General features: G+C 61.6%; 21 protein-coding genes. 10 read left to right on the top strand and 11 right to left on the bottom strand.

What is annotated here, in order from left to right; translation table 11 throughout:
* Positions 1-10: 10 nt before the first annotated feature.
* From BFP96_RS12915 to BFP96_RS12900, 4 genes are all read right to left on the bottom strand, one after another.
* The gene (locus BFP96_RS12915) at positions 11-994 is read right to left on the bottom strand and encodes a hypothetical protein (RefSeq protein ID WP_065936342.1); all 984 of its coding nucleotides are present in this window, start codon (positions 992-994) and stop codon (positions 11-13) included.
* 153 nt (positions 995-1,147) lie between these two features.
* Entirely contained in the window at positions 1,148-1,831 is a 684-nt protein-coding gene (locus tag BFP96_RS12910) for a GntR family transcriptional regulator (protein WP_065892989.1), read from the bottom strand.
* A gap of 17 nt (positions 1,832-1,848) precedes the next feature.
* Positions 1,849-2,550, bottom strand: coding sequence for a FadR/GntR family transcriptional regulator (locus tag BFP96_RS12905; RefSeq protein WP_065885203.1), 702 nt, complete (start codon positions 2,548-2,550; stop codon positions 1,849-1,851).
* 109 nt (positions 2,551-2,659) lie between these two features.
* A complete protein-coding gene (locus tag BFP96_RS12900) occupies positions 2,660-3,985 on the bottom strand; it encodes a C4-dicarboxylate transporter DctA (RefSeq protein ID WP_170827551.1) in 1,326 nt (441 codons plus the stop codon).
* Between the two features lie 216 nt (positions 3,986-4,201).
* On the opposite strand from BFP96_RS12900, the gene BFP96_RS12895 reads away from it, so the two are divergent.
* Complete coding sequence (locus BFP96_RS12895) at positions 4,202-4,831, top strand: DNA-3-methyladenine glycosylase I (protein WP_065892990.1); 630 nt, start codon at positions 4,202-4,204, stop codon at positions 4,829-4,831.
* 16 nt (positions 4,832-4,847) lie between these two features.
* Here BFP96_RS12895 and BFP96_RS12890 read toward each other — a convergent pair whose 3' ends face one another.
* Positions 4,848-6,002 (bottom strand): DUF1624 domain-containing protein, encoded by a 1,155-nt coding sequence (locus BFP96_RS12890; RefSeq protein WP_065936341.1) that lies wholly within the window; start codon positions 6,000-6,002, stop codon positions 4,848-4,850.
* A 95-nt stretch (positions 6,003-6,097) separates the two neighbouring features.
* On the opposite strand from BFP96_RS12890, the gene BFP96_RS12885 reads away from it, so the two are divergent.
* Positions 6,098-6,649, top strand: coding sequence for a DUF924 family protein (locus BFP96_RS12885; protein ID WP_065892992.1), 552 nt, complete (start codon positions 6,098-6,100; stop codon positions 6,647-6,649).
* Between the two features lie 107 nt (positions 6,650-6,756).
* Positions 6,757-7,389 carry a glutathione transferase gene (yfcF, locus tag BFP96_RS12880; protein WP_065892993.1) on the top strand — a complete coding sequence of 211 codons (633 nt, stop codon included), beginning with the start codon at positions 6,757-6,759 and terminating at the stop codon, positions 7,387-7,389.
* On the opposite strand, the gene BFP96_RS12875 is transcribed toward yfcF, so the two are convergent.
* Positions 7,364-7,636, bottom strand: coding sequence for a hypothetical protein (locus BFP96_RS12875; protein ID WP_065885209.1), 273 nt, complete (start codon positions 7,634-7,636; stop codon positions 7,364-7,366). The two genes, yfcF and BFP96_RS12875, sit on opposite strands and share 26 nt — an antisense overlap.
* Before the next feature lie 296 nt (positions 7,637-7,932).
* Between BFP96_RS12875 and BFP96_RS12870 the strand changes: the two genes are divergently transcribed.
* Positions 7,933-8,274, top strand: a complete 342-nt coding sequence (locus BFP96_RS12870; protein WP_065885210.1) for a hypothetical protein — start codon at positions 7,933-7,935, stop codon at positions 8,272-8,274.
* 135 nt (positions 8,275-8,409) lie between these two features.
* Here BFP96_RS12870 and BFP96_RS12865 read toward each other — a convergent pair whose 3' ends face one another.
* Positions 8,410-9,156, bottom strand: a complete 747-nt coding sequence (locus BFP96_RS12865; RefSeq protein WP_065885211.1) for a creatininase family protein — start codon at positions 9,154-9,156, stop codon at positions 8,410-8,412.
* A 29-nt stretch (positions 9,157-9,185) separates the two neighbouring features.
* Positions 9,186-9,914 carry a murein L,D-transpeptidase catalytic domain family protein gene (locus BFP96_RS12860; RefSeq protein WP_065885212.1) on the bottom strand — a complete coding sequence of 243 codons (729 nt, stop codon included), beginning with the start codon at positions 9,912-9,914 and terminating at the stop codon, positions 9,186-9,188.
* A gap of 39 nt (positions 9,915-9,953) precedes the next feature.
* On the opposite strand from BFP96_RS12860, the gene BFP96_RS12855 reads away from it, so the two are divergent.
* Positions 9,954-11,555 (top strand): L,D-transpeptidase family protein, encoded by a 1,602-nt coding sequence (locus BFP96_RS12855; protein ID WP_065936340.1) that lies wholly within the window; start codon positions 9,954-9,956, stop codon positions 11,553-11,555.
* A 593-nt stretch (positions 11,556-12,148) separates the two neighbouring features.
* Here BFP96_RS12855 and BFP96_RS12850 read toward each other — a convergent pair.
* Together BFP96_RS12850 and BFP96_RS12845 are read right to left on the bottom strand one after the other, a co-directional pair.
* The gene (locus tag BFP96_RS12850; protein WP_065896322.1) at positions 12,149-13,540 is read right to left on the bottom strand and encodes a sensor histidine kinase; all 1,392 of its coding nucleotides are present in this window, start codon (positions 13,538-13,540) and stop codon (positions 12,149-12,151) included.
* A complete protein-coding gene (locus BFP96_RS12845; protein WP_010564812.1) occupies positions 13,518-14,201 on the bottom strand; it encodes a response regulator transcription factor in 684 nt (227 codons plus the stop codon). Before BFP96_RS12845 ends, BFP96_RS12850 begins: the two co-directional genes overlap by 23 nt.
* A gap of 344 nt (positions 14,202-14,545) precedes the next feature.
* Here BFP96_RS12845 and BFP96_RS12840 point away from each other — a divergent pair, with 344 nt between their 5' ends.
* A complete protein-coding gene (locus BFP96_RS12840; RefSeq protein ID WP_065892997.1) occupies positions 14,546-15,451 on the top strand; it encodes a hypothetical protein in 906 nt (301 codons plus the stop codon).
* Between the two features lie 225 nt (positions 15,452-15,676).
* Here the strand turns inward: BFP96_RS12840 and BFP96_RS12835 are convergent, their stop codons facing one another.
* Complete coding sequence (locus BFP96_RS12835) at positions 15,677-16,585, bottom strand: MurR/RpiR family transcriptional regulator (protein WP_065885216.1); 909 nt, start codon at positions 16,583-16,585, stop codon at positions 15,677-15,679.
* 285 nt (positions 16,586-16,870) lie between these two features.
* On the opposite strand from BFP96_RS12835, the gene iolC reads away from it, so the two are divergent.
* The 4 genes from iolC to BFP96_RS12815 all read left to right on the top strand — a co-directional run bounded on the left by iolC (position 16,871) and on the right by BFP96_RS12815 (position 21,491).
* On the top strand, positions 16,871-18,808 hold the full coding sequence (gene iolC, locus BFP96_RS12830; RefSeq protein ID WP_065892998.1) for a bifunctional 5-dehydro-2-deoxygluconokinase/5-dehydro-2-deoxyphosphogluconate aldolase: 1,938 nt from the start codon (positions 16,871-16,873) through the stop codon (positions 18,806-18,808).
* A gap of 161 nt (positions 18,809-18,969) precedes the next feature.
* On the top strand, positions 18,970-19,857 hold the full coding sequence (gene iolE / locus BFP96_RS12825; RefSeq protein ID WP_065936339.1) for a myo-inosose-2 dehydratase: 888 nt from the start codon (positions 18,970-18,972) through the stop codon (positions 19,855-19,857).
* A 2-nt stretch (positions 19,858-19,859) separates the two neighbouring features.
* Positions 19,860-20,648, top strand: coding sequence for a 5-deoxy-glucuronate isomerase (iolB, locus tag BFP96_RS12820; protein WP_065893000.1), 789 nt, complete (start codon positions 19,860-19,862; stop codon positions 20,646-20,648).
* A 27-nt stretch (positions 20,649-20,675) separates the two neighbouring features.
* Positions 20,676-21,491 carry a TIM barrel protein gene (locus tag BFP96_RS12815; RefSeq protein WP_065896319.1) on the top strand — a complete coding sequence of 272 codons (816 nt, stop codon included), beginning with the start codon at positions 20,676-20,678 and terminating at the stop codon, positions 21,489-21,491.
* Positions 21,492-21,495 lie beyond the last annotated feature (4 nt).

Genomic DNA, 21,495 nt, shown 5'->3' with positions numbered 1-21,495 from the left:
GATATCGGTGTCACCAGCCGAGAATGACCAGCGGTTCGAGCACCTGGAATACCCGCGTAATGGTTCCCCGCAGTTGCGCCAGGATGATGTCGCTTTCGGCGGTGTCCTGCATTTGATGCTTGATGGCCTGATAATCGTCTTCGACCGATGGCAGGGGCAATGCGCCATCTACCTTGGTCAGGACCAGCTTCAACAACGCACAGGCCTTGGGCAGATTACGTTCAAGTCCGTAGGTGCGGTGTACCCGATTCTTGTCCTGCGACAAGCCTGCCAGCGCATACGCGTACTCCAGCAGCCCATCGAGCTGGCCCATCATTGCCAGTTGGATAATCCTTTTTTGTTTTTCCTCAACACTGACCGCTTCGTCGGTGGTAAAGGCCAACTCGTACACTGCCTTTGGATAACCCTTGTCCGCCGCTCGTTGAGTCAGTTCCACGATCAGTGCCTGGCGTTCCAGGCGATTGGGTATCAGTTCCGGTCGTTTGGCGTAGGCGTCTTTCAGTTCGTATATCGCTGCGATGTCGCCTTGATCAGCGGCTTTTTTCAGCCACTGCACGTCGTTGGTCAGCGTATACAGACAACGCTGTGCCGAGGGCGTATCGGCAAGGGGTGGTGTGGTTGCCAGCGTCCTGGCTCTGGCCAGGGATTCGCTGTCGCCCAAGCGCAGCAATGCTGGAATATGGTCTTGAGCGGCCGCCAGTCGCAGCCATTTGGCGGTCGCCTCGCTGACAAGGCGAAAGCCGCCGTCCAGGCGCGTTTCGCAGGTGGCCATGGCGTATTGCGATTCCACGTCGCCTGCGGCGCCGGCGATGGTCAGATGAAACCTCGCCTTGTCATAACTGCCCAGTGCGTAAAGGCCAAGCCCGATCTGCTTGGCTGTTGCATTGAGTTCAGTCAAGGCTGTGTTGACCTCGGCCGGGAGTGCTGCGGACTGCTCTTTCAACTGCTTGAGCAGGTTGAACAGTGAGATTCGGGTTTGTGATTCGATGGACATGGTTCGTACCTGTGATAAGCACTGAAATTGTGCGAGACACAGGTTATGCAGAGCGTGTGGGGCCAAGGTGCTAATTACTTGACGCGCTGTGGCTGGCCACCTTGCCTGTGAGAGGCGGTGCGCTCCCACAGGTTGATCGTTATGCAGGTCGGATCAGTGGTTTTTCAAGAGCTGTGTTTCCAGGTGGTCCAGGTGCTGCGTCATCAGCGCTACGGCGGTGCCCGAGTCGCGCTGCGCCAGCGCATCCACAATCGCCACATGCTCCTGCCAGGCACAACAGGTGCGGGTTCGACGTTCGTACTGGGCAATGACCAGCGAGGTCAACGGCACCAGGCTATTGAGGAACTGCGCCAATGGCCCGTTCCCGGCGATAGCGGCCAGTTGTAAATGGAATTCACCGGACAACCGGATCGCCGGCCCGCGCTGGTCGCGTTCGATGCAGTCGCGTTCGCGGGCGATCAACTCGCGTAACTGGCGTACCTGTGCCCCTGTCGCCCGGGCGCAGGCCAATTGCACCACGGTCATTTCGGTCATGCGCCGGGCTTCGAGAATCTGCCGGGTTTGCTGGGCGTCCGGCGCCGCCACCTGGGCCCGCTGGTTGGGGCGCAGGATGATCACTTGCTGCTGTGACAACTTGGCCAGGACGCGGCGGATCACGCTGCGGCTCACGCCAAAGCGCTCCCCCAGGCTTTCTTCGGTGAAGCGGCTGGCGGGGGCGATGCGTTGCTCGAGAATGGCGTCGAACAGCCGTGGATAGATCTCATCTGCCGAGGGCTTCTTGCCCGGCACCCGACGCAGGCAGGGCAGGGGGTCGCGTTGCAGGGCGTGGACGTTCATGGCCTGTCTCCAATTATTCAACTGCCCAGATGGTCATCCGGGATGTTCAGGCGAATGCCCATGCGCAAGCCTTCCTGCAGGATGTGCCGACGCATTTCGGCACTGGCCAGGGCACTGTTCTTGTTGCGGATGGCGCGCACCACGGCTTCGTTTTCCTGCAGGCGTTCGGCCAGGTGCTCCGGGGAATTGCGCAACACCTGGGCGCTTTGCTTGAGCGCCGTGCTGGTCTGCTGCACCACGTTCTGGAAGATCGGGTTGGAGGTCAGGGCGAACAGTTCTTCGTGAAATTCGATGTAGGCGTTCATGCCCGCCTCGGCGTCGCCCGCATCCAGGGCTTCGCGCATGTCCATCAGGGTCAGGCGCAGTTGGCCGATTTCCTTGCTGCTGATGGATTGGGCGACCAGGCCGACGATGAAGGGTTCCAGGGTATAGCGCAGTTGCAGAATGTCTTCGAGGCTGGCATCGGCCACGGCGTCGCTCGACTGCGGCTCGCTGACGCTGGTTTCCAGCACCACCACGCCTTTGCCGGGCATGGAGCGCACCAGGCCGAGGGTTTCCAGCACGATCACCGCTTCGCGCAGGCTCGGGCGGCTGATGCCCATCTGCTCGGCCAGTTCACGCTGGCCGGGCAGCATTTCACCACGCCGCCATTGCCCGCGTGCCAGGGCGGCGCGCAGTTTTTCTACGACTGAATTGACGACGGTTGAGGTGCTGATCACGTCGATGTCTCCTTGATGTTGCGAATACGGCAGTCAATCTTGTGATGAACCAATGTGGGAGTGGGCAAGCCCCCTCCCACATTGGATTTGTGTTGTGCTTGAAAGCGGATCAGAACTCCTGATGCGCCGGCAATACCGGTTTCTTGGTCTGGAAGGCATAGCCTTGCTGACCGTCGAGTACCTTGTTGGCGCGCTGGATATCGATGTCTTTTTCCCAGCGGGCGATGGCCACGGTGGCGACGCAGTTGCCGATCAGGTTGGTCAAGGCACGGCCTATGCCCATGAACCAGTCCACCGCGAGTACCAGCACCAGGCCGACCACCGGAATCGCCGGGATGGCCGTGAGCGTGGCCGCCAGAATCACCAGGGCCGAACCCGGAATGCCGTGGGCGCCTTTGGAGGTGATCAAGGAGACCAGCAGGATCGTGAGCAGGTCGGTCATCGACAGCGGGGTGCCGGTCGCGTTGGCGATAAACACGATGGCCAGGGTCAGGTAGATCGAGAAACCGTCGAGGTTGAACGAGTAGCCGGTAGGAATCACCAGGCCCACGGTGGAGCTGCCAATCCCCAGGTGCTCCAGCTTGCGCATGATCTGCGGCAGCACCGCGTCGGACGAAGCCGTGCCCATCACGATCAGCAGTTCTTCGCGCAGGTACTTGAGCAGCGGCAGCATGCGCAGGCCCGACAAGCGCATCACCAGGCCGAGGATCAGGCCGACGAAGGCCAGGCATGTCAGGTAGAACAGGCCCACCAGGCTGCCCAGGTGTTGCAGGGAGTCCAGGCCATAGGTGCTGGTGGTGAACGCGATCGCGCCGAATACGCCGATTGGCGCCAGGCGCACGATCATGCCCATGATGCGGAAGATCACATGGCTCAGCTCGTTGATCAGCCGCGAGATGCCCGACGCCGCTTCACCCACCAGGTTCAGCGCACTGCCGAACAGCACCGAGAACAACAGCACCTGCAGCACGTTGTTGTCGGCGAAGGCACCGATTACCGAGTTGGGGATCAGGTCCATCAGGAACTGGCTGGTGCCCTTGATGTGCTGGCCCTTGTCGGCCAGTTCATTCAAGCCGGCGGACGAAAGCTGCTCAAGATGGATGTTGGCGCCGCTGCCGATGCCGGTGCTGAAGGCCATGATCAGGCCGAGCACCAGGGCGACGGTGGTCAGCACTTCGAAATAGATCACTGACTTCAAGCCAATGCGCCCGACTTTCTTCAAATCGCCGGCGCCGGAAATGCCGCTGACCACGACGCAGAATACAATCAGGCCGATCAGCATTTTGATCAGCTTGATAAAGCCGTCACCCAGGGGTTTGAGTTGCGAGGAGAATTCGGGGAGGGCCAGGCCGCAAATGACGCCTAGCATCAGGCCAATCACGACTTGCAGGAAAATCGAACGCGAGCACCATCTGAGCATGGGAGGGATCTCTATTCGGTGCCCTGGTGGTTCCAGGGCTTAATTGTTGTGGTCTTACCGGTAAGTCCAGTGCGCGGCCAGTCTACGCCCGGTTTTTTTCAAACTACAAGTAAATATTCGGTGGTCGATAGGACCCGGTCTGACCAGTGAGTCGGTAAGTACGGTGTTTGAGCGGTTGACGCCGTGGAAATTTTTTTGCGTATCATCCGCGCTCGGTACACGAGGTGATGGATGGAACAATCAGGCCTGACAACGGATGAAGCCGGGCGCACCTGCTGCGCCTGGCGTAACGCCGCGCCGCAATACCTGCATTACCACGACCATGAGTGGGGCGTGCCGGTGGCGGATGACGTCCTGCTGTACGAGAAGATTTGCCTGGAAGGTTTTCAGGCGGGGATGGCGTGGATCACCATCTTGCGCAAGCGCGAGCAGTTTCGGCGGGCGTTCGACGGCTTTGATTTTCGCAAGGTGGCGCAGTATGGCGAGGCGGATATCGAACGCTTGATGGGCGACCCGGGTATCGTGCGCAACCGGGCGAAGATTGTGTCGACTATCAACAATGCCCGCCGCGCCTGCGAACTGGTAAGTGAAAGCGGTTCGCTGGCGCGCTGGGTATGGTCTTTCGAGCCCGGCCCGCAGGAGCGCCCGGCGGTGGTGGACATGGCGTACTGGAACGCCAACCCGACCTCGCCGGCTTCGGTGCGCTTGTCCAAGGCGCTCAAGAAACGCGGTTGGACCTTTGTCGGCCCGACCACGATGTATGCGCTGATGCAGGCGCTGGGCATGGTCAATGATCACTTGGAGGGCTGCATCTGCCGAGAACGTATCGAAGCACTGCGGCATCAGTTCGAACGACCCTGAGCGCTCGCCCGCGTGCTCAGAAATATTTAAGCCAGGTGATATCCCTGCGCCGCGCCTTGAGTGCGGCGAACCATCGCGCCGGCACATACAGCGCCAGTGGCAGCACCAACGCCACCGCCCACACGGCGCCGACGCTGTCGAAACCGAAATAATTGCCGTGATTGAGCCCAAACAACGCGACACACGCGACATGAATCAGTTTGAGCACATACAGGTGCAGCAGATAAAAGAACATCGGCGCCGCGCCAAATACCGCCAGCATGCTGATCCAGCGCTTGTGCCCGGCACGTTCGAACGCCAGCAGCAACAGCAGGCCGATGCCCAGCGTCAGCGCCAGGAACAACAACGAAGGTGGATACTTGGTGACGTTGAAAAAGCTCATCACGCTCTGCACGCCGCTGTCGTAGGCCTGCCAAGGCTTGTCGCCATATCCGTTGAGTGCCCGCAACAGCACAAACCCCAGCAGTGCGCCGACGCCTGCGAGCAGCAGATAACGCTGGCGCACGGCGGGGAGCACGGTCGTCGAAAACCACGGACCGAGGCCGTAGCCCAGGGCAATCACGCCGATCCATGGCAGTACCGGGTACGTCACACGAATGCGCAGGGTGTCGGACACCTCGATAAAACTGCGCTCATGCAGGATCGACCACGCCACCTGCGCGGCCGAGCCGGGGGTGAAATGCACGCCGTCGAGCAGGTTATGCCCGGCAATCAATACCAGCGCCAAAGTAATCAGCAGCGGGCGCGGCAACCATACCAGCGCGGCGAGGGCGATCATGCTCACCCCGATCGCCCAGATAACCTGCAGATAAAGCAGGCCCGGTGGCCACTGGAAGGTCCAGGCGAAGTGCACCAGCGTGACCTCCAATACCACCAGAAACAGCCCACGCTTGAACAAAAATGCCGACACCGCGCGCCGACCCTGGTATTTCTGGCCGTACAGCCAGGCTGACATACCGGTGAGCAACACGAACACGGGCGCGCACAGATGGGCGAGGGTGCGGCTGAAAAACAGCGCGGGCTCGGTGGTGTCGATGTTCATCGGGTCGCCGACCTGGCGGTGCAGCAGGAACGTTTCGCGTGCGTGGTCGAGCAACATGAACAGGATCACCAGGCCCCGCAGGGCGTCGATGGAAAGCAGGCGTTGGCGTAGCGCAACAGCATCGGTCATGGGGCAGTTCACAAGGCTGGGAAAAAAAGAGGCGTTATCATATAACATTATTGGCGCATCGCCGCGCTGTTTAAACGAGCGTATCGGAGGCATTGATGACACACAGGAACGTCCAATCGGCCGAGGCCGTGATCGACTTCTGGAAACAGGCGGGCCCAAAGCGTTGGTTTGCCAAGGACGACGAATTCGACGCGAGCTTTCGCGAGACCTTCCACACCACCCATCTGCAGGCGGCCCGGCGCGAGCTGGAGGATTGGCTGGACACGCCCCACGGTGCGCTGGCCTTGCTGATCCTGCTGGACCAGTATCCGCGCAACGCTTTTCGTGGCACGGCGCATATGTTCGCCACCGACCCGCTGGCGCGCCTGTATGCGCGATGCATGGTGGACGCAGGATTGGATCAACTGATCGAACCCGAACTGCGCGCTTTTTGTTATTTGCCGTTTGAGCATTCGGAAGATCCGCAGGATCAGCAACGCTCCATCGCGCTTAATCAGCCTCTGGACGCCAATACCTCTCACTGGGCCCGGGAGCATGCGCGGATTATCCAGCGGTTTGGGCGCTTTCCCCATCGCAATGCGGTGTTGGCCAGAGAGACCACCGATGAAGAACGAGACTTCCTCGACGCCGGCGGATTCGCGGGTTAAGTGATCAAGCTGCACTATTCCCGCGAGGAATGGCCCCATAAAAACGCCGCATTGTCTTTATCATCGCGCATCTCGTAGCGTGAAGCCTTATTTCAAGGAGATCGCCCATGAGCCACCGTCCGCTGCGCCTCTACGTTGATTCGCTGTTCGTCAGCCCCTATGCCATGTCGGTATTCGTCGCCTTGCGGGAAAAGGGCTTGGCATTCGAGACCGTGCCCCTGGACCTGGAGGCCGGCCAGCAGCAGGCGGCGGGCTACGCGCGATTGTCTTTGACCCAGCGGGTGCCGACGCTGGAGGACGGCGAGTTCTCGCTGTCGGAGTCTTCGGCGATTACTGAATACCTGGACGAAGCCTATCCCGAGAGCCGCGTTTATCCGGTGGACCCGCAGCAGCGGGCGAGGGCACGGCAGGTGCAGGCGTGGTTGCGCAGTGATTTGCTGCCGATTCGCCAGGAGCGCTCGACCCTGGTGGTGTTCTGCGGGCAGAAGATGCCGCCGTTGTCGCCATTGGCCGAGGCTGCTGCGGGCAAATTGATCGGCGTGGCGCAGGAATTACTGATGGATGACCCGGACTACCTGTTCGGCACTTGGTCGATTGCCGATGTGGACCTGGCGGTGATGCTCAATCGCCTGATCCTCAACGGCGACGCCGTGCCGGCGCCACTGGTGGCTTACGCCCGGCGTCAGTGGCAAAGGCCATCGGTGCAGGAATGGCTCAACCAGCCACGCCCTGGGGTGTAGGGCTGTCGTTCATTTGCGCGACGCGCCGGTCCAGGTCTTCCCAATCGGCCATGCCCAGCACGCGCGTGGTGTTCAAACCGCGCAGGTAGCCACGCAGTTGCTGGGCACTGGCCGATTGCGCGGCGGCAACGCTGGTGTCACTCAACAGCACGTCTTCATACTCGACCAGGTAATCGGCGACGCGCTCGCGAAACTCCGGCAATACGGCTTCGCGGATGCGGTCGAAGGTTTTCTGGTGACGCTTCATGGCATGGTCCTTATAGGTTTTATGGGTTGGGCTACCTGACACTATCGGTTCAAATAATAGTCACCATCAAGGATCACAAGTTCTGTTTTTACGGCAAAAGCGCAAAATCCGCTCATCGAAACGCGGCTCAAGGAAATGCGCGATGAGGACTCTGATCCAGCTGGTTTTGATCACCCTGATGCTCGTAAACTCCGTGGGGTGTTGTACGGGTGCATGACACGTCTGCACTGCAGAGTGCCGCGCCGGTTGATACGCGGATCGACAGGCACCTATTTTGTTATTTTTCAGGAATGTTTATGCACGCTTTTTTCGCCCCGGCCCTGGCTCTTTCTGCCCTGGCGCTGACCGGTTGCATCACGGCGCCGAATGCCCCATCGCTGACCCTGCACACCGCCAAAACCCCTGAAGGCTATGTGCAATGCGTACTGCCCAAGCTTGAAAAGCACGGCATCACCTCGACCGTGACGCAGAACTCGCGCCACGCCAAGGTGCTGTTGACCAGCAAGATCGCGGCTGATGATGTGCTCGAAGCCTATAAATCCCAGGACGGCACCAAGGTGTTCCTGTACGAGCGCAAACCGCTGGCGTCGGCGATCAAGGCGTCACGGCTCGAGCAGGCTGCGCAGGACTGCCAGTAACCCCGGGCCCAGGACAAAGGCAGATCAAATGTGGGAGGGGGCTTGCCCCCGATAGCAGTGTGTCAGTAACAAATAAGCTGACTGACCCACCGCTATCGGGGGCAAGCCCCCTCCCACATTTGGATAGTGTTCGACTCAGGGTTTTGACTCATTGCTGAAGGCATTCACGGTCTTGACCAGCCCCTGCGCCGCCAACGCCACCAGTTCACCGCCTTTCTCTACCGTCGCCAATGCCGGGTCCGAGCCCATGCGCCCGTCGGGGAAGCGCGCGCGAAAGTCCAGCGCTTCGCGGATCGGGCCGGTGTTGGCGATTCGCGGCGAGTACTCGGCCGACTTGATCGAGTCCGGATAGGCCCATTGCGTCACGGCAATCTCCGACGGGGTGGCGTGGCTGCCATGGCCCACCGGGAATTGGCGCTGCGCCAGGTCGGTGACGCCTTCCAGGTCCCACCAGTTGACCAGTTTGAGGGCGAACCCGGCCGGGCGGCGGGCAAAGCTGGCTTCGGCGTAGAGTTCGGAAAACGCCGCTTCGATGGTGGCGATATTGCCGCCGTGGCCGTTGAGGAACAGGATCTTGTCGAAACCATGCCCGGCCAGCGAGCGCACCCAGTCGCCGATCGCGGCGATAAAGGTGGAGGGGCGCAGCGAGATGGTGCCGGGAAAGCCCAGATGATGTTGGGCCATGCCGATGTTGAACGTCGGGCCGACCAGAATATCAGCCTGCTTCTGCGCCTCGACGGCGATGATCTCCGGGCACATCCAGTCGGTGCCCAGCAGGCCGGTGGGGCCGTGTTGCTCGTTGGAGCCGATGGGAATTATCACCGTGCGGCTGCGCTGCAGAAACTGCCCGATCTCGATCCAGGTGGACGTGTGTAGAAGCATGCGACGCTCTCTTTTATCTGTGGGACAGGCTATCCGCCACGGATTGTACGACTACTGGCCACCTGTTGGGGTTTGCAATTGAGATAGGTCGAAGACTTCAACCAGCGCTGGTCGGGGTACCACGAAAACATGAATTGTCCGTCCTTGAGCTTGTCCACCACTTGGCGCGCTACTTGCGGGCGCACCGCCGGGCAGCCCTGGCTGCGGCCGATACGGCCTTCGCGCTTGCTCCATAGCGGGCTGACGTAGTCGGCGGCATGAATCACAATGGCGCGGTCGCGGGCCAGGTCATTGAAGCCAGGCTCCAGGCCGTCCATGCGCAGCGAGTATCCGTGGGTGCCGAGGTAACTTTCCTGGGTGCGGAACAGGCCCAGGCTGGACTGATGACTGCCTTCGAGATTGGAAAATTCGGTGGCGAAGTTTTCGCCGGACTTGGCGCCGTGGGCCACCAGGTCGCGCAGAACCAGGGTCTTTTTGCGCAGGTCGAAAATCCACAGCCGACGGGCGGTAGACGGCTGGGAGTAGTCAATCACGGCCAGGCGATCGGAGCGTTCCTCGCCGTTATTGACCGCGCACTGCACCGCGCTAAGGGCGCTTTTCAACACGATGGGATTGAGTTCTGGAGCCGAGCGCGCCAGGCTGCTATACAAAGAAGCAGGGGAGCCATTGGCGGCGAGCGCAACAGCGCTCGGGAACGCCAGGCTCGCCGTGATCAGGCCCAGGGTGGTTAATCCGAGCCGGCGCATAAAAGTCAGCATCTACAAGCGAGTCCCCGCTGTGGAGTGGAGCTAAGTCAATTGTTCAAAAAACACGCATGTTACTTGAGCATTTGCCTGCTCGTTACACCACTGGTCGCCACAGCCGAAGCGCTGCCGCTGGAACCGTTGCCGGTCACGACTCCAGCACCGGTCGACCTGGCGCCGCTGCAACAGGCCCTGGCGCAGTTGCCCAGTGTCTGCCCGCAGCTCGCGCCGCGTATCGACGCCAGTGCGCAATTGCGCCTGCAAGCCTTTTACCAACAGCAGGGCGATGCGCAGTTGTGGTCTTCCGACGCGCGTCGGCAGGCCTTGCACGACCAGTTGCTGATGCTCGCCGACGACGGCCTGGACCCCACCCACTATAGCCTGCCCGCTGCAGATGCCACGGCCAATGTGCTGTGCAGCGATATTGCGATCAGCCAGCAGTACCTCCAGGCCCTGCAGGATTTGCACTTCGGGCGCCTGCAGCAATCGCGCTTCGAACCGCTCTGGCACGCCCAACCGCCGGCCGACGACCCAGGCACCGCCGTGCTGGCCTTCGCCGCCACTGGCTTGCAGGACATGGCCCAGGCATTCGATCAGGCGCGCCCCAGCGCGGATTTGTATCGCAGCCTGCGCAACGCTTATTCCAGTGCGCGCCAGCAGCCGTTGCCGCAGTGGGAGGCGGTGGGCAGTGGGCCGCTGTTGCGTCCGGGCATGGAAGACCCACGGGTGCCGGAACTGGCGCGGCGTCTCTACCGCGGCGGTTACCTGACCTCTGAACCCAAGGGCAGCGCCCGGCAGTACGGCCCCGAGCTGGTCGCTGCGGTCAAAGCCTTCCAGCTCAGCCATTCCCTGCAGGCCGACGGTGTGATCGGCGCCGGCACCGTGGCTGAACTCAATATCAGCCCGGCGATGCGCCGCGACCAGTTGCGCATCAACCTCGAGCGGTTTCGCTGGCTGGCCCGCGACCTTGAGCCCGAAGGTGTGGTGGTCAACGTCGCGGCCGCGCAACTGAGCGTGTACCAGAGCGGCATTCCCGTGTGGCAGACCCGCCTGCAAGTGGGCCGCGCCGAGCGTCAGACACCGCTGCTCAAATCGCGCATTACGCGGCTGACCCTCAACCCGACATGGACCATCCCGCCCACCATCATGCGCGAGGACAAGCTGCCGGCCATCCGCCTCAATCCGGAATACCTGCGCCAGCAGAACCTGCAAGTGCTGGATGCCGAAGGCCACCCGCTGACGCCGGAGCAAGTCGACTGGGCGCGTCCCGGTAATATCCTGCTGCGCCAGGAGGCGGGGCCGCGCAACCCGTTGGGCAAGATCGTGATGCGTTTCCCCAACCCGTATTCGGTGTACCTGCATGACACGCCGAGCCAGCCACTGTTTACCAAGGGGCCACGGGCGTTCAGCTCGGGGTGCGTACGGGTCGAACAACCGCTGCTGTTGCGCGACCTGCTGGTGACGCCGGCCGAACGTACGCGCACCGACGAGATGCTGGCCACCGGCATCACCCATGAATTCAGGCTGGCCACGCCGGTACCGGTGCTGCTGGGGTATTGGACGGTGGAAGTGGATCGCCAGGGAAGTCTGGTGTACGCGCCGGATATCTACGCGCGTGATCCGGTATTGATCAAGGCCATGGGGAGTGTGTTGTAGAGCTGAATGGCTTGGTACCCATGTGGGAGGGGGCTTGCCCCCGATGGCGGCCTCGCAACCGACGGGTATCCATCTGGCGCACCTCGGTCCAAATGTGGGAGGGGGCTTGCCCCCGATGGCGGCCTCAGGGCCAGCCAGTATCTTGGATCAGCCGAGTACATATCCATTATTTAGGTAACGGCTGCTAATGGTTCCGCTTTTACAGCGGCTCACTTTTGAAAAGCGCAAAAGTAAGCAAAACGCTCTTGCCCCACCACTCGGCACCTCGCTTGGGCTCGGTGTGCCCTCTCTCCGGCTTGAATCCGTGGGCCGCCGCCACGCGCCATCCATGGCGCGGGGCGGCTAACCCGGCGTCCTGCCGGGTTGCCCACGGATTCAAGCCTGCGTTCGGCCAGCGTGGTTTAACGGGGCGCCTGAGATCACAAGCAGATCAAGATCAAGAACGACTCGCTTCGCATCGTGGTTACCGTTGGCTGCTACGGTCTGGAAAGTTGTGTAGATACCTATGCCCCGATAGCAGTCAGCCAGACACGGATGTTCAAGCTGACACACCGCCATCGGGGGCAAGCCCCCTCCCACATTTGGATCTTTACCTATTCGGGCATCAACTGCTGGCGACACTCCAGCACCAGCCGCGCGCCGCCCAGTTCGCTGGTGGCCACGTCCAGCTTGAAGCCGTGCAGGTTGATGATCGCCGCGACAATCGACAGGCCCAGGCCGAAACCGCCTTGCTGATCACTCTCATCGACCCGATAGAAGCGCTGGAACACCGACGCCCGTTCGGCCGCAGGAATCCCCGGCCCGGAGTCGAGCGCTTCGATCCGTGTGCTGCCCACATCATTGACCGCGCGCAGGATCACCTTGCCGCCCGGCGGGGTGAACTTGATCGAATTGCTCAGCAGGTTGGCCAGGGCCTCGAACAGCAGGGCGCGGTCGCCGGTGATCCAGGGCAGTGAGTCCGGGGTCTGCAGCAGCAGTTCCAGCTCGCCTTCCTCGGCCAGGGGCAGGTAGAAGTCATGCAGCTCGCGCAACAGTGGCAGTGGGTCCATCAGCAAGAAACCCGAACGCCGCTGGTGGTCTTCCAGTTCCGAAATCCGCAGCAGGCCGCGAAAACGCGCCATCAGTGTGTCAGTTTCGGCAATCGCGTCATCGAGCTTTACCGCATGGGCCGAGTCTTCCTCCGCTTGTTGCTTGATGCGGTAAAGCTGCGCACGCAAGCGCGTCAGTGGGGTGCGCAGATCGTGGGCGATGTTGTCGCACACGCCCTTGACCTCGTTCATCAGCTTCTCGATGCGGTCGAGCATGGCGTTGACGATGGCCGCGAGCATGTCCAGCTCATCGCGCCGGTTCGACAGCGGCAAGCGGTGCGTCAGGTCGCCGGCGACGATGGCCTCGGCGCTCGCCTGAATGCCGCGAATGCGCCGCAGTGGGCGACGGCGCAGCAAGTGCCAGCCGGCGATGCCCGGGAGGATGGTCAGCGACAGCGCCCACAGCAGGGCATGCCAGATGATCCGGGTCACGCCGAACAGTGAGCCGTTGGCGCGCACCAGCACCAGCCAGCGCCCGTCTTCGGTGTGGGTGGCCACGGCATCGCAGCTGTCCTTGGGCAGTTTCGGGTCGTCGGAATCGACACAGTTGGCCAGGGCGTGGATCTTGCCATCGAGCGGCAAGTCGGGCGGCACGGCGCGGATCGGCCCGCTCAAGGGACGAAACTGTTCGTCGAACAGGCCGTAGGCATCCACGCCTTTCATGTCGAACGTCATGCTGGTGGTCAGCGCCTCCACCAGTTCTTCACCGTCGAAGCGCTGGAACAAATGCTGGCGCTGCATCAGCGAATGGCGTGACAGGTCGCTGAGGTAGCCCGACACCTCGTAATACAGCACCCCCATGAGGATGCAGCTCCATGCCACGAACAGCGAACTGTACAGCGCCAGCAACCGACTGCTGGAAGAGCGCCAGCCTTTAGAGGGGTTCAGCAATGACATATCCCGAGCCTCGTACCGTGCGAATCAGCGGCGTGAGGCCCGGCGGGTCGATTTTCTTGCGCAGGCGACCGATGTGCACGTCGATCAGGTTGGTGCCGGGATCGAAGTGATAGCCCCAGACTTCCTCGAAGATCATCATCCGCGACAGGATCTGCCCGGTGTTGCGCATCAAGAATTCCAGCAGCTTGTACTCGGTGGGCAGCAGGCTCAACGGCTGATCGGCGCGGCTCGCTTCGCGGCTGATCAGGTTCAGTTCGAGGTCGGCCACGCGCAGGGCGGTTTCGAATTCCTTGACCGTGCTTTTACGTCGCAGCAGCACCTCGACGCGCGCGGCCATCTCATCGGACGCGAAGGGCTTGGTCAGGTAGTCATCACCGCCGGCGCGCAGGCCGCGCACGCGTTCGTCCACGTCGGAGAGGGCGCTGATCATCAGGATCGGCGTGGATACGCCGATGGTGCGCAGGGTAGTGACGATGGCCAGGCCATCAAGTTCGGGCAGCATGCGGTCGAGGGTGATCAGATCGTAATCACCACTGACGGCACGGACCAGGCCTTCGCGGCCATTGTCCACCCAGTCTACGTCCAGTCCATGGCTACTCAGCTCGGCGACGATCTCGCGGGCCGTTACGGCGTCATCCTCGATGGTCAAAATGCGGGTCATAGGATTACCTGGTGAGCGTTCACACTAGAATTGGGGACATTTTGCCAAGAAGTTGCTGAATGTTTCCTAAATAAAACTTCATCTAGGGGTAGGGCAGTTTGTCAATTCTTACCAGACACACCGCAATCGGGGGCAAGCCCCCTCCCACATTGGGTGTTCAACAGGAGAATGCATAACGCCCGCTCTCTACAGGCCATTCTTGCAACTTGCATGATTTTAAGAAGTTCAATTTAGTTAAGTTGTTGAAATATAAGCATTTTATTTTTTGCATGGGCTGGCACGCTGCCTGCACTGTCCTTTTTGAGACTTGTAACACTATTTTTCATGCCTGGAGCAAAACAACAATGATCACATCCTCATCCACGCTGCAAGAGTCAAGCGCGCTCTCCGGGGTTTCCTGGGGGGCGATTTTTGCTGGGGCCGCCGCCGCAGCCGCACTGTCCCTGATCCTGGTGCTGCTGGGTTTCGGCCTGGGCTTTTCGGCGGTGTCGCCGTGGGCCGACAGCGGCATGAGCGCCAAGGGGCTTGGCATTTCCACGATTGTCTGGCTGGCATTCACCCAAATCGTTGCGTCGGGCCTGGGCGGCTACATTGCCGGCCGGTTGCGCGTGAAGTGGGCCAATATGCATGGCGATGAGGTGTACTTCCGTGACACCGCACACGGCTTCCTGGCCTGGGCGGTCGCGACACTGATCACCGCGATGCTGGTGGTCGGTTCGGTCAGCAGCGTGGTCAGCGGCGGCGTCAAAGCCGGTGCCAGCGTTGCATCGGGCGCCGCCAGCGGCATGTCCCAAGCCGCCGGCAGCATGGCCAAGGGTGCCCACAGCGGCGACTTCGGCTACTACGTCGACAGCCTGTTCCGCGACGACCGCCCTGCAGCCGTCGGCGATGACGCCGCCCATGCCGTGGTCGGTCGCATCTTTGCGCGCACATTGAGCAATGACGGCCAACTGGCTCCGGAAGACCGTACCTACCTGGCCCAGTTGATCAGCCAGCGCACCAACCTCAGCCAGGCCGATGCCGAGGCACGCATCGACAAGGTCTACGGCGATGCCCGTAAAGCTGTCGAAGACGCCAAGGTCAAAGCTAAGCAAGCCGCCGACACCGCTGCCAAAGTCGCCGCCTACACCTCGCTGTGGACCTTCGTCGCGCTGCTGATCGGTGCCTTCTTCGCCAGCTTCGCCGCTACCTTCGGCGGTCGCCGCCGGGATGCCGTGGTGTACGTCGAAACCGAAAACTACATTCGTTAAATCAAGGAGAACATGATGCGCTCATTACTGCTGTGGTTCCTCGGCGTGCCAATTCCGCTGATTATCCTGATCGCCATTTTCATGCACTAAACCTGAGCCTGACTCTGGCTCAATGTGGGAGGGGGCTTGCCCCCGATAGTGGAGTGTCAGTCAGCCGATTCGGCGACTGACACCCTGCTATCGGGGGCAAGCCCCCTCCCACATTTGGTTGGCGGTGAACCAGCCTTAGTCGTCGAACCCCACCTGCTCGTGAATCTCGTCCACCTTCAACTCCAGCCGATACGCCACTGCAATGAACAACGCCTGGCACAGGCACAGCGTGGCGCTCAGTGAGCGGAAGGCGAACGAGGAGCCTTCATTGACCAACAGCACCGCGTTCGCCCGCTTGGCCAGGGGCGACAGGTTGCTGTCGGTGATAATCAACGTCTTGGCCTGGTGATGCTGGGCGATGCGCAGGCAGTGCTGGGTCTCCTTGCCGTAGGGCGTGAAGCTGATCGCGATCACCAGGTCATTGGCGCGCACGCTGCGCATCTGTTCGCGATAGCTGCCGCCCAGGCCCGAAACCAGATGAATGCGCTTGTTGGTGTGCTGCAGGTTGTACACCAGGTAGTCGGCCACCGCGAATGAGCGGCGTACGCCGACCACGTAGATATTGTCGGCATTCACCACCAGGTCCACGGCCTTGTCGAAGGCCGCGTCGTCCAGCTCAAGCCCCAGCCGTTCGATGCCGGACAACGTGGCGTTGACGCACTCGCGCGCCAGGTCGCCGCCGCTGGCCTTCTGCGACTTGTTGGCGATCATGCTGCGGATGCGCTGCTGGTAGTTCTGCACCGGCGTGGTCTTGTGGGTATACGCCTCGCGAAACAACGCCTGCATCTCACTGAACCCGCTGAAGCCGAAACGCTGGGAAAACCGCACGATGGCCGAGGGGTGCACTTCGCATTCGCGGGCGATGTCGCTGATGCGGTCGACCATGATTCGGTCGCTCTGCTGGCTCATGTAGCTGGCGATGCGCTTGAGTTGGCGCGGCAGGCTTTCGTATTCCTCGGTAATCAGCTGCAACAGGCGTTCGGCATTGATCGCAGGGCTGGCGATTGGATCTTCCAGGGGGGTCTCGGGATCGGTGCGGGACATGGGCAATCCTTCTGGCGTGTTCGTCTGATGCGCTGATGAGTGGCGCAAGTCTACAGGGTAGGCACAAAAAAATACCTCGGCATCACGGCCTGCGCGGGCTGCTGAAACGATGCACGAAGGCTGTCACCGCATTATGTCGGCTTATTGGAAAAAATATTCCACTAAAAATAATTATGGAATAAATATTGATTGCCGCCGCCGGACGTTCTAGTCTGCTCCCACCAAAGAGCGTTTGCCGTCGCCACGGCGGCACAGCGCAGGCTGATAAAAATAACAGGAGCCAGCATGGGCCAGACTCGTTTTGCCAGTGGGCGTCAATTGGATCTGATTTGCCTCGGACGCCTGGGCGTCGACCTCTATGCGCAGCAAGTGGGGGCGCGGCTTGAGGACGTGTCCAGCTTTGCCAAGTACCTCGGCGGTTCCTCGGCCAATATCGCCTTCGGCACGGCGCGGCTGGGGCTCAAGTCAGCGATGCTCAGCCGGGTGGGCGACGACCATATGGGCCGCTTCCTGGTGGAATCCCTGGCCCGTGAAGGCTGCGACGTCAGCGCCATCAAGGTCGACCCGGAACGCCTTACCGCCCTGGTGCTGCTCGGTCTCAAGGACCGCGAAACCTTCCCCCTGGTGTTCTACCGCGAAAACTGCGCCGACATGGCCCTGCGCGCCGAAGACGTCAGCGAAACCTTTATTGCCTCCAGCAAGGCGCTGCTGATCACCGGCACGCATTTCTCCACCGACGGCGTGTACAAGGCCAGTATCCAGGCGCTGGACTATGCGGCCAAACACAACGTCAAACGCGTGCTCGACATCGACTACCGCCCGGTGCTCTGGGGCCTGGCCGGCAAGGCCGATGGCGAGACCCGTTTCGTTGCCGACCAGAACGTCAGCCAGCATGTGCAGAAGATCCTGCCGCGTTTCGACTTGATCGTCGGCACCGAAGAAGAATTCCTGATTGCCGGCGGCAGTGAAGACCTGCTCGGCGCCTTGCGTACGGTGCGCGCACTGACGCCCGCTACCCTGGTGGTCAAGCTCGGACCGCAAGGCTGCACGGTGATTCACGGCGCTATTCCCGAACGCCTCGAAGACGGTGCGATCTACCCCGGCGTGCGCGTGGAAGTGCTCAATGTGCTGGGCGCCGGCGATGCCTTCATGTCGGGCTTCCTCAGCGGTTGGCTCAACGACGCCACGGATGAGCGTTGCAGCCAGTTGGCCAATGCCTGCGGCGGCCTGGTGGTGTCGCGCCATGCCTGCGCGCCGGCCATGCCGACGCCTGCCGAGCTTGAGTACCTGTTCAATAGCCCGGTGCCGATCACCCGGCCTGACCAGGACGCGACCCTGCAACGCCTGCACCGCGTCAGCGTGCCGCGCAAAACCTGGAAGCAGCTGTTCGTGTTCGCCTTCGACCATCGCTGGCAACTGGTCGACCTGGCCCAGCGCGGCGGCCAGGATCTGGCGCGCATCAGTGCGATCAAGCAATTGTTTATCCAGGCCATCGAACGCGTGGAGCGCAAGCTGGGCGAGCAGGGCATCGAAGCTGACGTGGGCCTGTTGGCCGACCAGCGTTTCGGCCAGGATGCACTCAACGCCGCCAGCGGTCGCGGCTGGTGGATCGCGCGCCCGGTGGAGGTACAGAACTCGCGGCCGTTGGCGTTCGAACACGGCCGCTCCATCGGCAGCAACCTGATTACCTGGCCTGCGGAACAGGTCATCAAGTGCCTGGTGCAATTTCACCCCGACGACGAGCCGCTGCTGCGCCTGGAACAGGAAGCGCAGCTCAAGGCGCTGTACGAGGCGTCCATTGTCAGCGGCCATGAACTGCTGCTGGAAGTCATCCCGCCCAAGGATCATCCCTCCACCTATCCCGACGTGCTCTACCGCAGCCTCAAGCGCCTGTACAACCTGGGCATCTACCCGGCGTGGTGGAAGATCGAGGCGCAATCGGCTGCGGACTGGAAAAAGCTCGACGAGCTGATCGAAGAACGCGACCCGTACTGCCGGGGTGTGGTGCTGCTGGGGCTGAATGCGTCGGCGGAATTTCTCGCCGACGGCTTCAAGCAGGCCAGCCAGAGCACCACCTGCCGAGGGTTTGCCGTGGGCCGCACGATCTTCCAGGAACCGAGCAAGGCGTGGATGGCGGGGGAGATTGATGATGAGACCCTGATCCAGCGGGTGCAGGCGACGTTCGAGCAACTCATTACTGCCTGGCGCAGCGCCCGAAATTAAATCAGATCAAATGTGGGAGGGGCGGTGCGACGATTCGACTTGCCCCCGATAGCTGAGTGTCAGGCAACACTTCTGTAGCTGAACTGCCGCTATCGGGGGCAAGCCCCCTCCCACATAGAGCAGATCTCATGCAACTTTGAAAAACAATAAAAGGTGCAGCCATGCCCGCAATCCGAATTGGCATCAACCCGATCTCCTGGAGCAACGACGACCTGCCGGCGCTGGGCGGTGAAACGCCGCTGAGTACCGCGCTGAGCGAAGGTAAAGAGATCGGCTACGAAGGGTTTGAACTCAACGGCAAGTTCCCCAAGGACGCCAAAGGGGTCGCCGATGTGCTGCGCCCCTATGACCTGGCGCTGGTCTCCGGCTGGTATTCCAGCCGCCTGGCGCGGCGTTCGGTGGCCGAGGAAATCGAGGCCATCGCCGGCCACGTCGAGTTGCTCAAGCACAATGGCGCGACGGTGCTGGTGTATGGCGAAGTGGCCGATTCGATCCAGGGCTCGCGCGTCCGTCTGATCGAACGCCCGCGCTTTCACACCGAGCAGGCGTGGCAGGCGTACGCCGACAAGCTCACTGAGCTGGCGCGCTTTACCCTGTCCCAGGGCGTGCGCCTGGCCTACCACCACCATATGGGCGCCTATGTCGAATCCGCCGAGGATATCGATCAGCTGATGCGCCGCACCGGCCCGGAAGTCGGCCTGCTGTTTGACTCGGGCCATTGCTACATGGGCGGCGGCGAGCCCCTTGAGGTGCTGCGCAAACATATCGAGCGCATCTGCCATGTGCATTTCAAGGACGTGCGCAAACCCGTGGTGCAGCTGGCGCGCAACCAGATGTGGAGCTTTCCCGACTGCATCGTCAACGGCACCTTCACCGTGCCCGGCGATGGCGATATCGATTTTGCGCCATTGCTCGATGAGCTGTTGGCCGCCGGTTACGCCGGCTGGCTGGTGGTCGAGGCCGAACAGGACCCGGCCGTGGCGCCCAGCTATATCTATGCGAAAAAAGGCTATGACACGTTGCGAGCATTGCTCGACGAGAGGACTTAACCATGAGCTTGCTGGTCAAGAGTAACAAGCGCGGGCAAACCATGGTCGCCCTGGAAGCGGGGCGGCTGGAGTATGTGGGTTTCAGCGCTTATCGCCTGAGCCTGGGGGAGACGCTGCCGGTCAGCGCCGGCGACCAGGAGCTGTGCCTGGTGCTGCTCAGCGGCCGGGTGAATATTGAAGGCGAGGGCTTCGACTGGCAGAACCTGGGGGATCGTCAATCGGTGTTCGAGGACAAATCCCCGTTTGCCGCCTACCTGCCGCCCGGCACCGACGCCAGGGTCACCGCCTTGAGTGACGTACAGATCGCGGTGTGCGCCGCACCCGGCGCGGGCGGTTACACACCGCGCCTGATCCGCCCGCAACAGTGCAAGCGCAGCGTGCGCGGCAAAGGCGCCAACACCCGCTACGTGTGCGACATCCTGCCCGACAGCGAGCCGGCGCATTCATTGCTGGTGGTGGAAGTGCGCACGCCGTCCGGGCATTCGTCGAGCTACCCGCCGCACAAGCACGATACCGATGACCTGCCGCACCAGAGCTTTCTGGAAGAGACCTATTACCACCAGATCAATCCACCCCAGGGCTTCGTATTCCAGCGCGTGTACACCGACGATCGCAGTATCGACCAGGCCATGGCCGTGGAAAACAGCGACCTGGTGGTGGTGCCCAAGGGGTATCACCCGGTCAGCGTGCCGTACGGCTACGAGTCGTATTACCTGAACGTCATGGCCGGCCCCAAGCGTGCCTGGCATTTCCACAACGACCCGCAGCACAGTTGGCTGCTGGACCTCTGAAACGGTTTCGCACGGAGAACAACAACAATGAAGTCGCCGCTACGCTTTGCCCTTAACCGGATGGTCGCACCCAACCTGTCCCTGCCGGATTTCATCCAGTTGGCCGCGTCGCTCAAGTGCGATGCCATCGAGATCCGCAATGATCTCAAGGACCGCCAGATCGAATACGGCACGCCCGCCAGCCGCGTGCGCGAGTTGTGCGCGGCGCAGGGCATCACGGTGCTGTCGATCAACGCGCTGTATCCGTTTGACGTGTGGAACGATCAACGCCGGGCCCAGGCAATCGAGCTTGCCACCTATGCCCGTGAATGTGGCGCCCAGGGCCTGGTGATGTGCCCGTTCAACGAGCCGGGCGACACGCGCACCGATGCCCAGCGCGCCGCCGGTTTGCGCACGTCGCTGAGCGAACTGGCGCCGATCCTGCGCGAGTACGGCATCCTCGGCTTTGTCGAACCCCTGGGCTTCGAAGAATCCGCCCTGCGCCGCAAGCGCGTGGCGGTTGATGCGATCAAGGCCATCGGCGGCCTGGATGTGTTCCGTGTGGTGCACGACACTTTCCATCACCATCTTGCCAACGAGCATGAGTTCTTCCCGGAACTCACTGGCCTGGTGCACATCTCCGGCGTGGAAGATGCCGACGCGCCGCTCAACGCGATCCGTGACGGCCACCGCGTACTGGTGGGCGAGGGCGACATCCTTGGCAATGCGGCGCAGATCGACACCTTGCTCAGTACCGGCTACAGCGGCTACCTGTCGTTCGAGCCGTTTGCGAGCAGCGTGCATGAACTGGCGGATATCCAGCAGGCCTTGGGGGCAAGCATTGCCCACCTGAAAAAAAGTTAAGGGG

This window comes from Pseudomonas sp. 34 E 7, from assembly GCF_900005715.1.
GTDB lineage: Bacteria > Pseudomonadota > Gammaproteobacteria > Pseudomonadales > Pseudomonadaceae > Aquipseudomonas > Aquipseudomonas orientalis_A.
Note: the sequence above shows the minus strand (reverse complement) of the source record. Positions and strands in the feature narration are given on the sequence as shown.

What these genes read in the sequence shown, in the direction of transcription:
- BFP96_RS12915 (WP_065936342.1), bottom strand. Translation starts at nt 994, where the DNA reads ATGTCCATCGAATCACAAACCCGAATCTCACTGTTCAACCTGCTCAAG.
- BFP96_RS12910 (WP_065892989.1), bottom strand. Translation starts at nt 1,831, where the DNA reads ATGAACGTCCACGCCCTGCAACGCGACCCCCTGCCCTGCCTGCGTCGG.
- BFP96_RS12895 (WP_065892990.1), top strand. Translation starts at nt 4,202, where the DNA reads ATGGAACAATCAGGCCTGACAACGGATGAAGCCGGGCGCACCTGCTGC.
- BFP96_RS12890 (WP_065936341.1), bottom strand. Translation starts at nt 6,002, where the DNA reads ATGACCGATGCTGTTGCGCTACGCCAACGCCTGCTTTCCATCGACGCC.
- BFP96_RS12885 (WP_065892992.1), top strand. Translation starts at nt 6,098, where the DNA reads ATGACACACAGGAACGTCCAATCGGCCGAGGCCGTGATCGACTTCTGG.
- yfcF (WP_065892993.1), top strand. Translation starts at nt 6,757, where the DNA reads ATGAGCCACCGTCCGCTGCGCCTCTACGTTGATTCGCTGTTCGTCAGC.
- BFP96_RS12875 (WP_065885209.1), bottom strand. Translation starts at nt 7,636, where the DNA reads ATGAAGCGTCACCAGAAAACCTTCGACCGCATCCGCGAAGCCGTATTG.
- BFP96_RS12870 (WP_065885210.1), top strand. Translation starts at nt 7,933, where the DNA reads ATGCACGCTTTTTTCGCCCCGGCCCTGGCTCTTTCTGCCCTGGCGCTG.
- BFP96_RS12865 (WP_065885211.1), bottom strand. Translation starts at nt 9,156, where the DNA reads ATGCTTCTACACACGTCCACCTGGATCGAGATCGGGCAGTTTCTGCAG.
- BFP96_RS12860 (WP_065885212.1), bottom strand. Translation starts at nt 9,914, where the DNA reads ATGCTGACTTTTATGCGCCGGCTCGGATTAACCACCCTGGGCCTGATC.
- BFP96_RS12850 (WP_065896322.1), bottom strand. Translation starts at nt 13,540, where the DNA reads ATGTCATTGCTGAACCCCTCTAAAGGCTGGCGCTCTTCCAGCAGTCGG.
- BFP96_RS12845 (WP_010564812.1), bottom strand. Translation starts at nt 14,201, where the DNA reads ATGACCCGCATTTTGACCATCGAGGATGACGCCGTAACGGCCCGCGAG.
- BFP96_RS12840 (WP_065892997.1), top strand. Translation starts at nt 14,546, where the DNA reads ATGATCACATCCTCATCCACGCTGCAAGAGTCAAGCGCGCTCTCCGGG.
- BFP96_RS12835 (WP_065885216.1), bottom strand. Translation starts at nt 16,585, where the DNA reads ATGTCCCGCACCGATCCCGAGACCCCCCTGGAAGATCCAATCGCCAGC.
- iolC (WP_065892998.1), top strand. Translation starts at nt 16,871, where the DNA reads ATGGGCCAGACTCGTTTTGCCAGTGGGCGTCAATTGGATCTGATTTGC.
- iolE (WP_065936339.1), top strand. Translation starts at nt 18,970, where the DNA reads ATGCCCGCAATCCGAATTGGCATCAACCCGATCTCCTGGAGCAACGAC.
- iolB (WP_065893000.1), top strand. Translation starts at nt 19,860, where the DNA reads ATGAGCTTGCTGGTCAAGAGTAACAAGCGCGGGCAAACCATGGTCGCC.
- BFP96_RS12815 (WP_065896319.1), top strand. Translation starts at nt 20,676, where the DNA reads ATGAAGTCGCCGCTACGCTTTGCCCTTAACCGGATGGTCGCACCCAAC.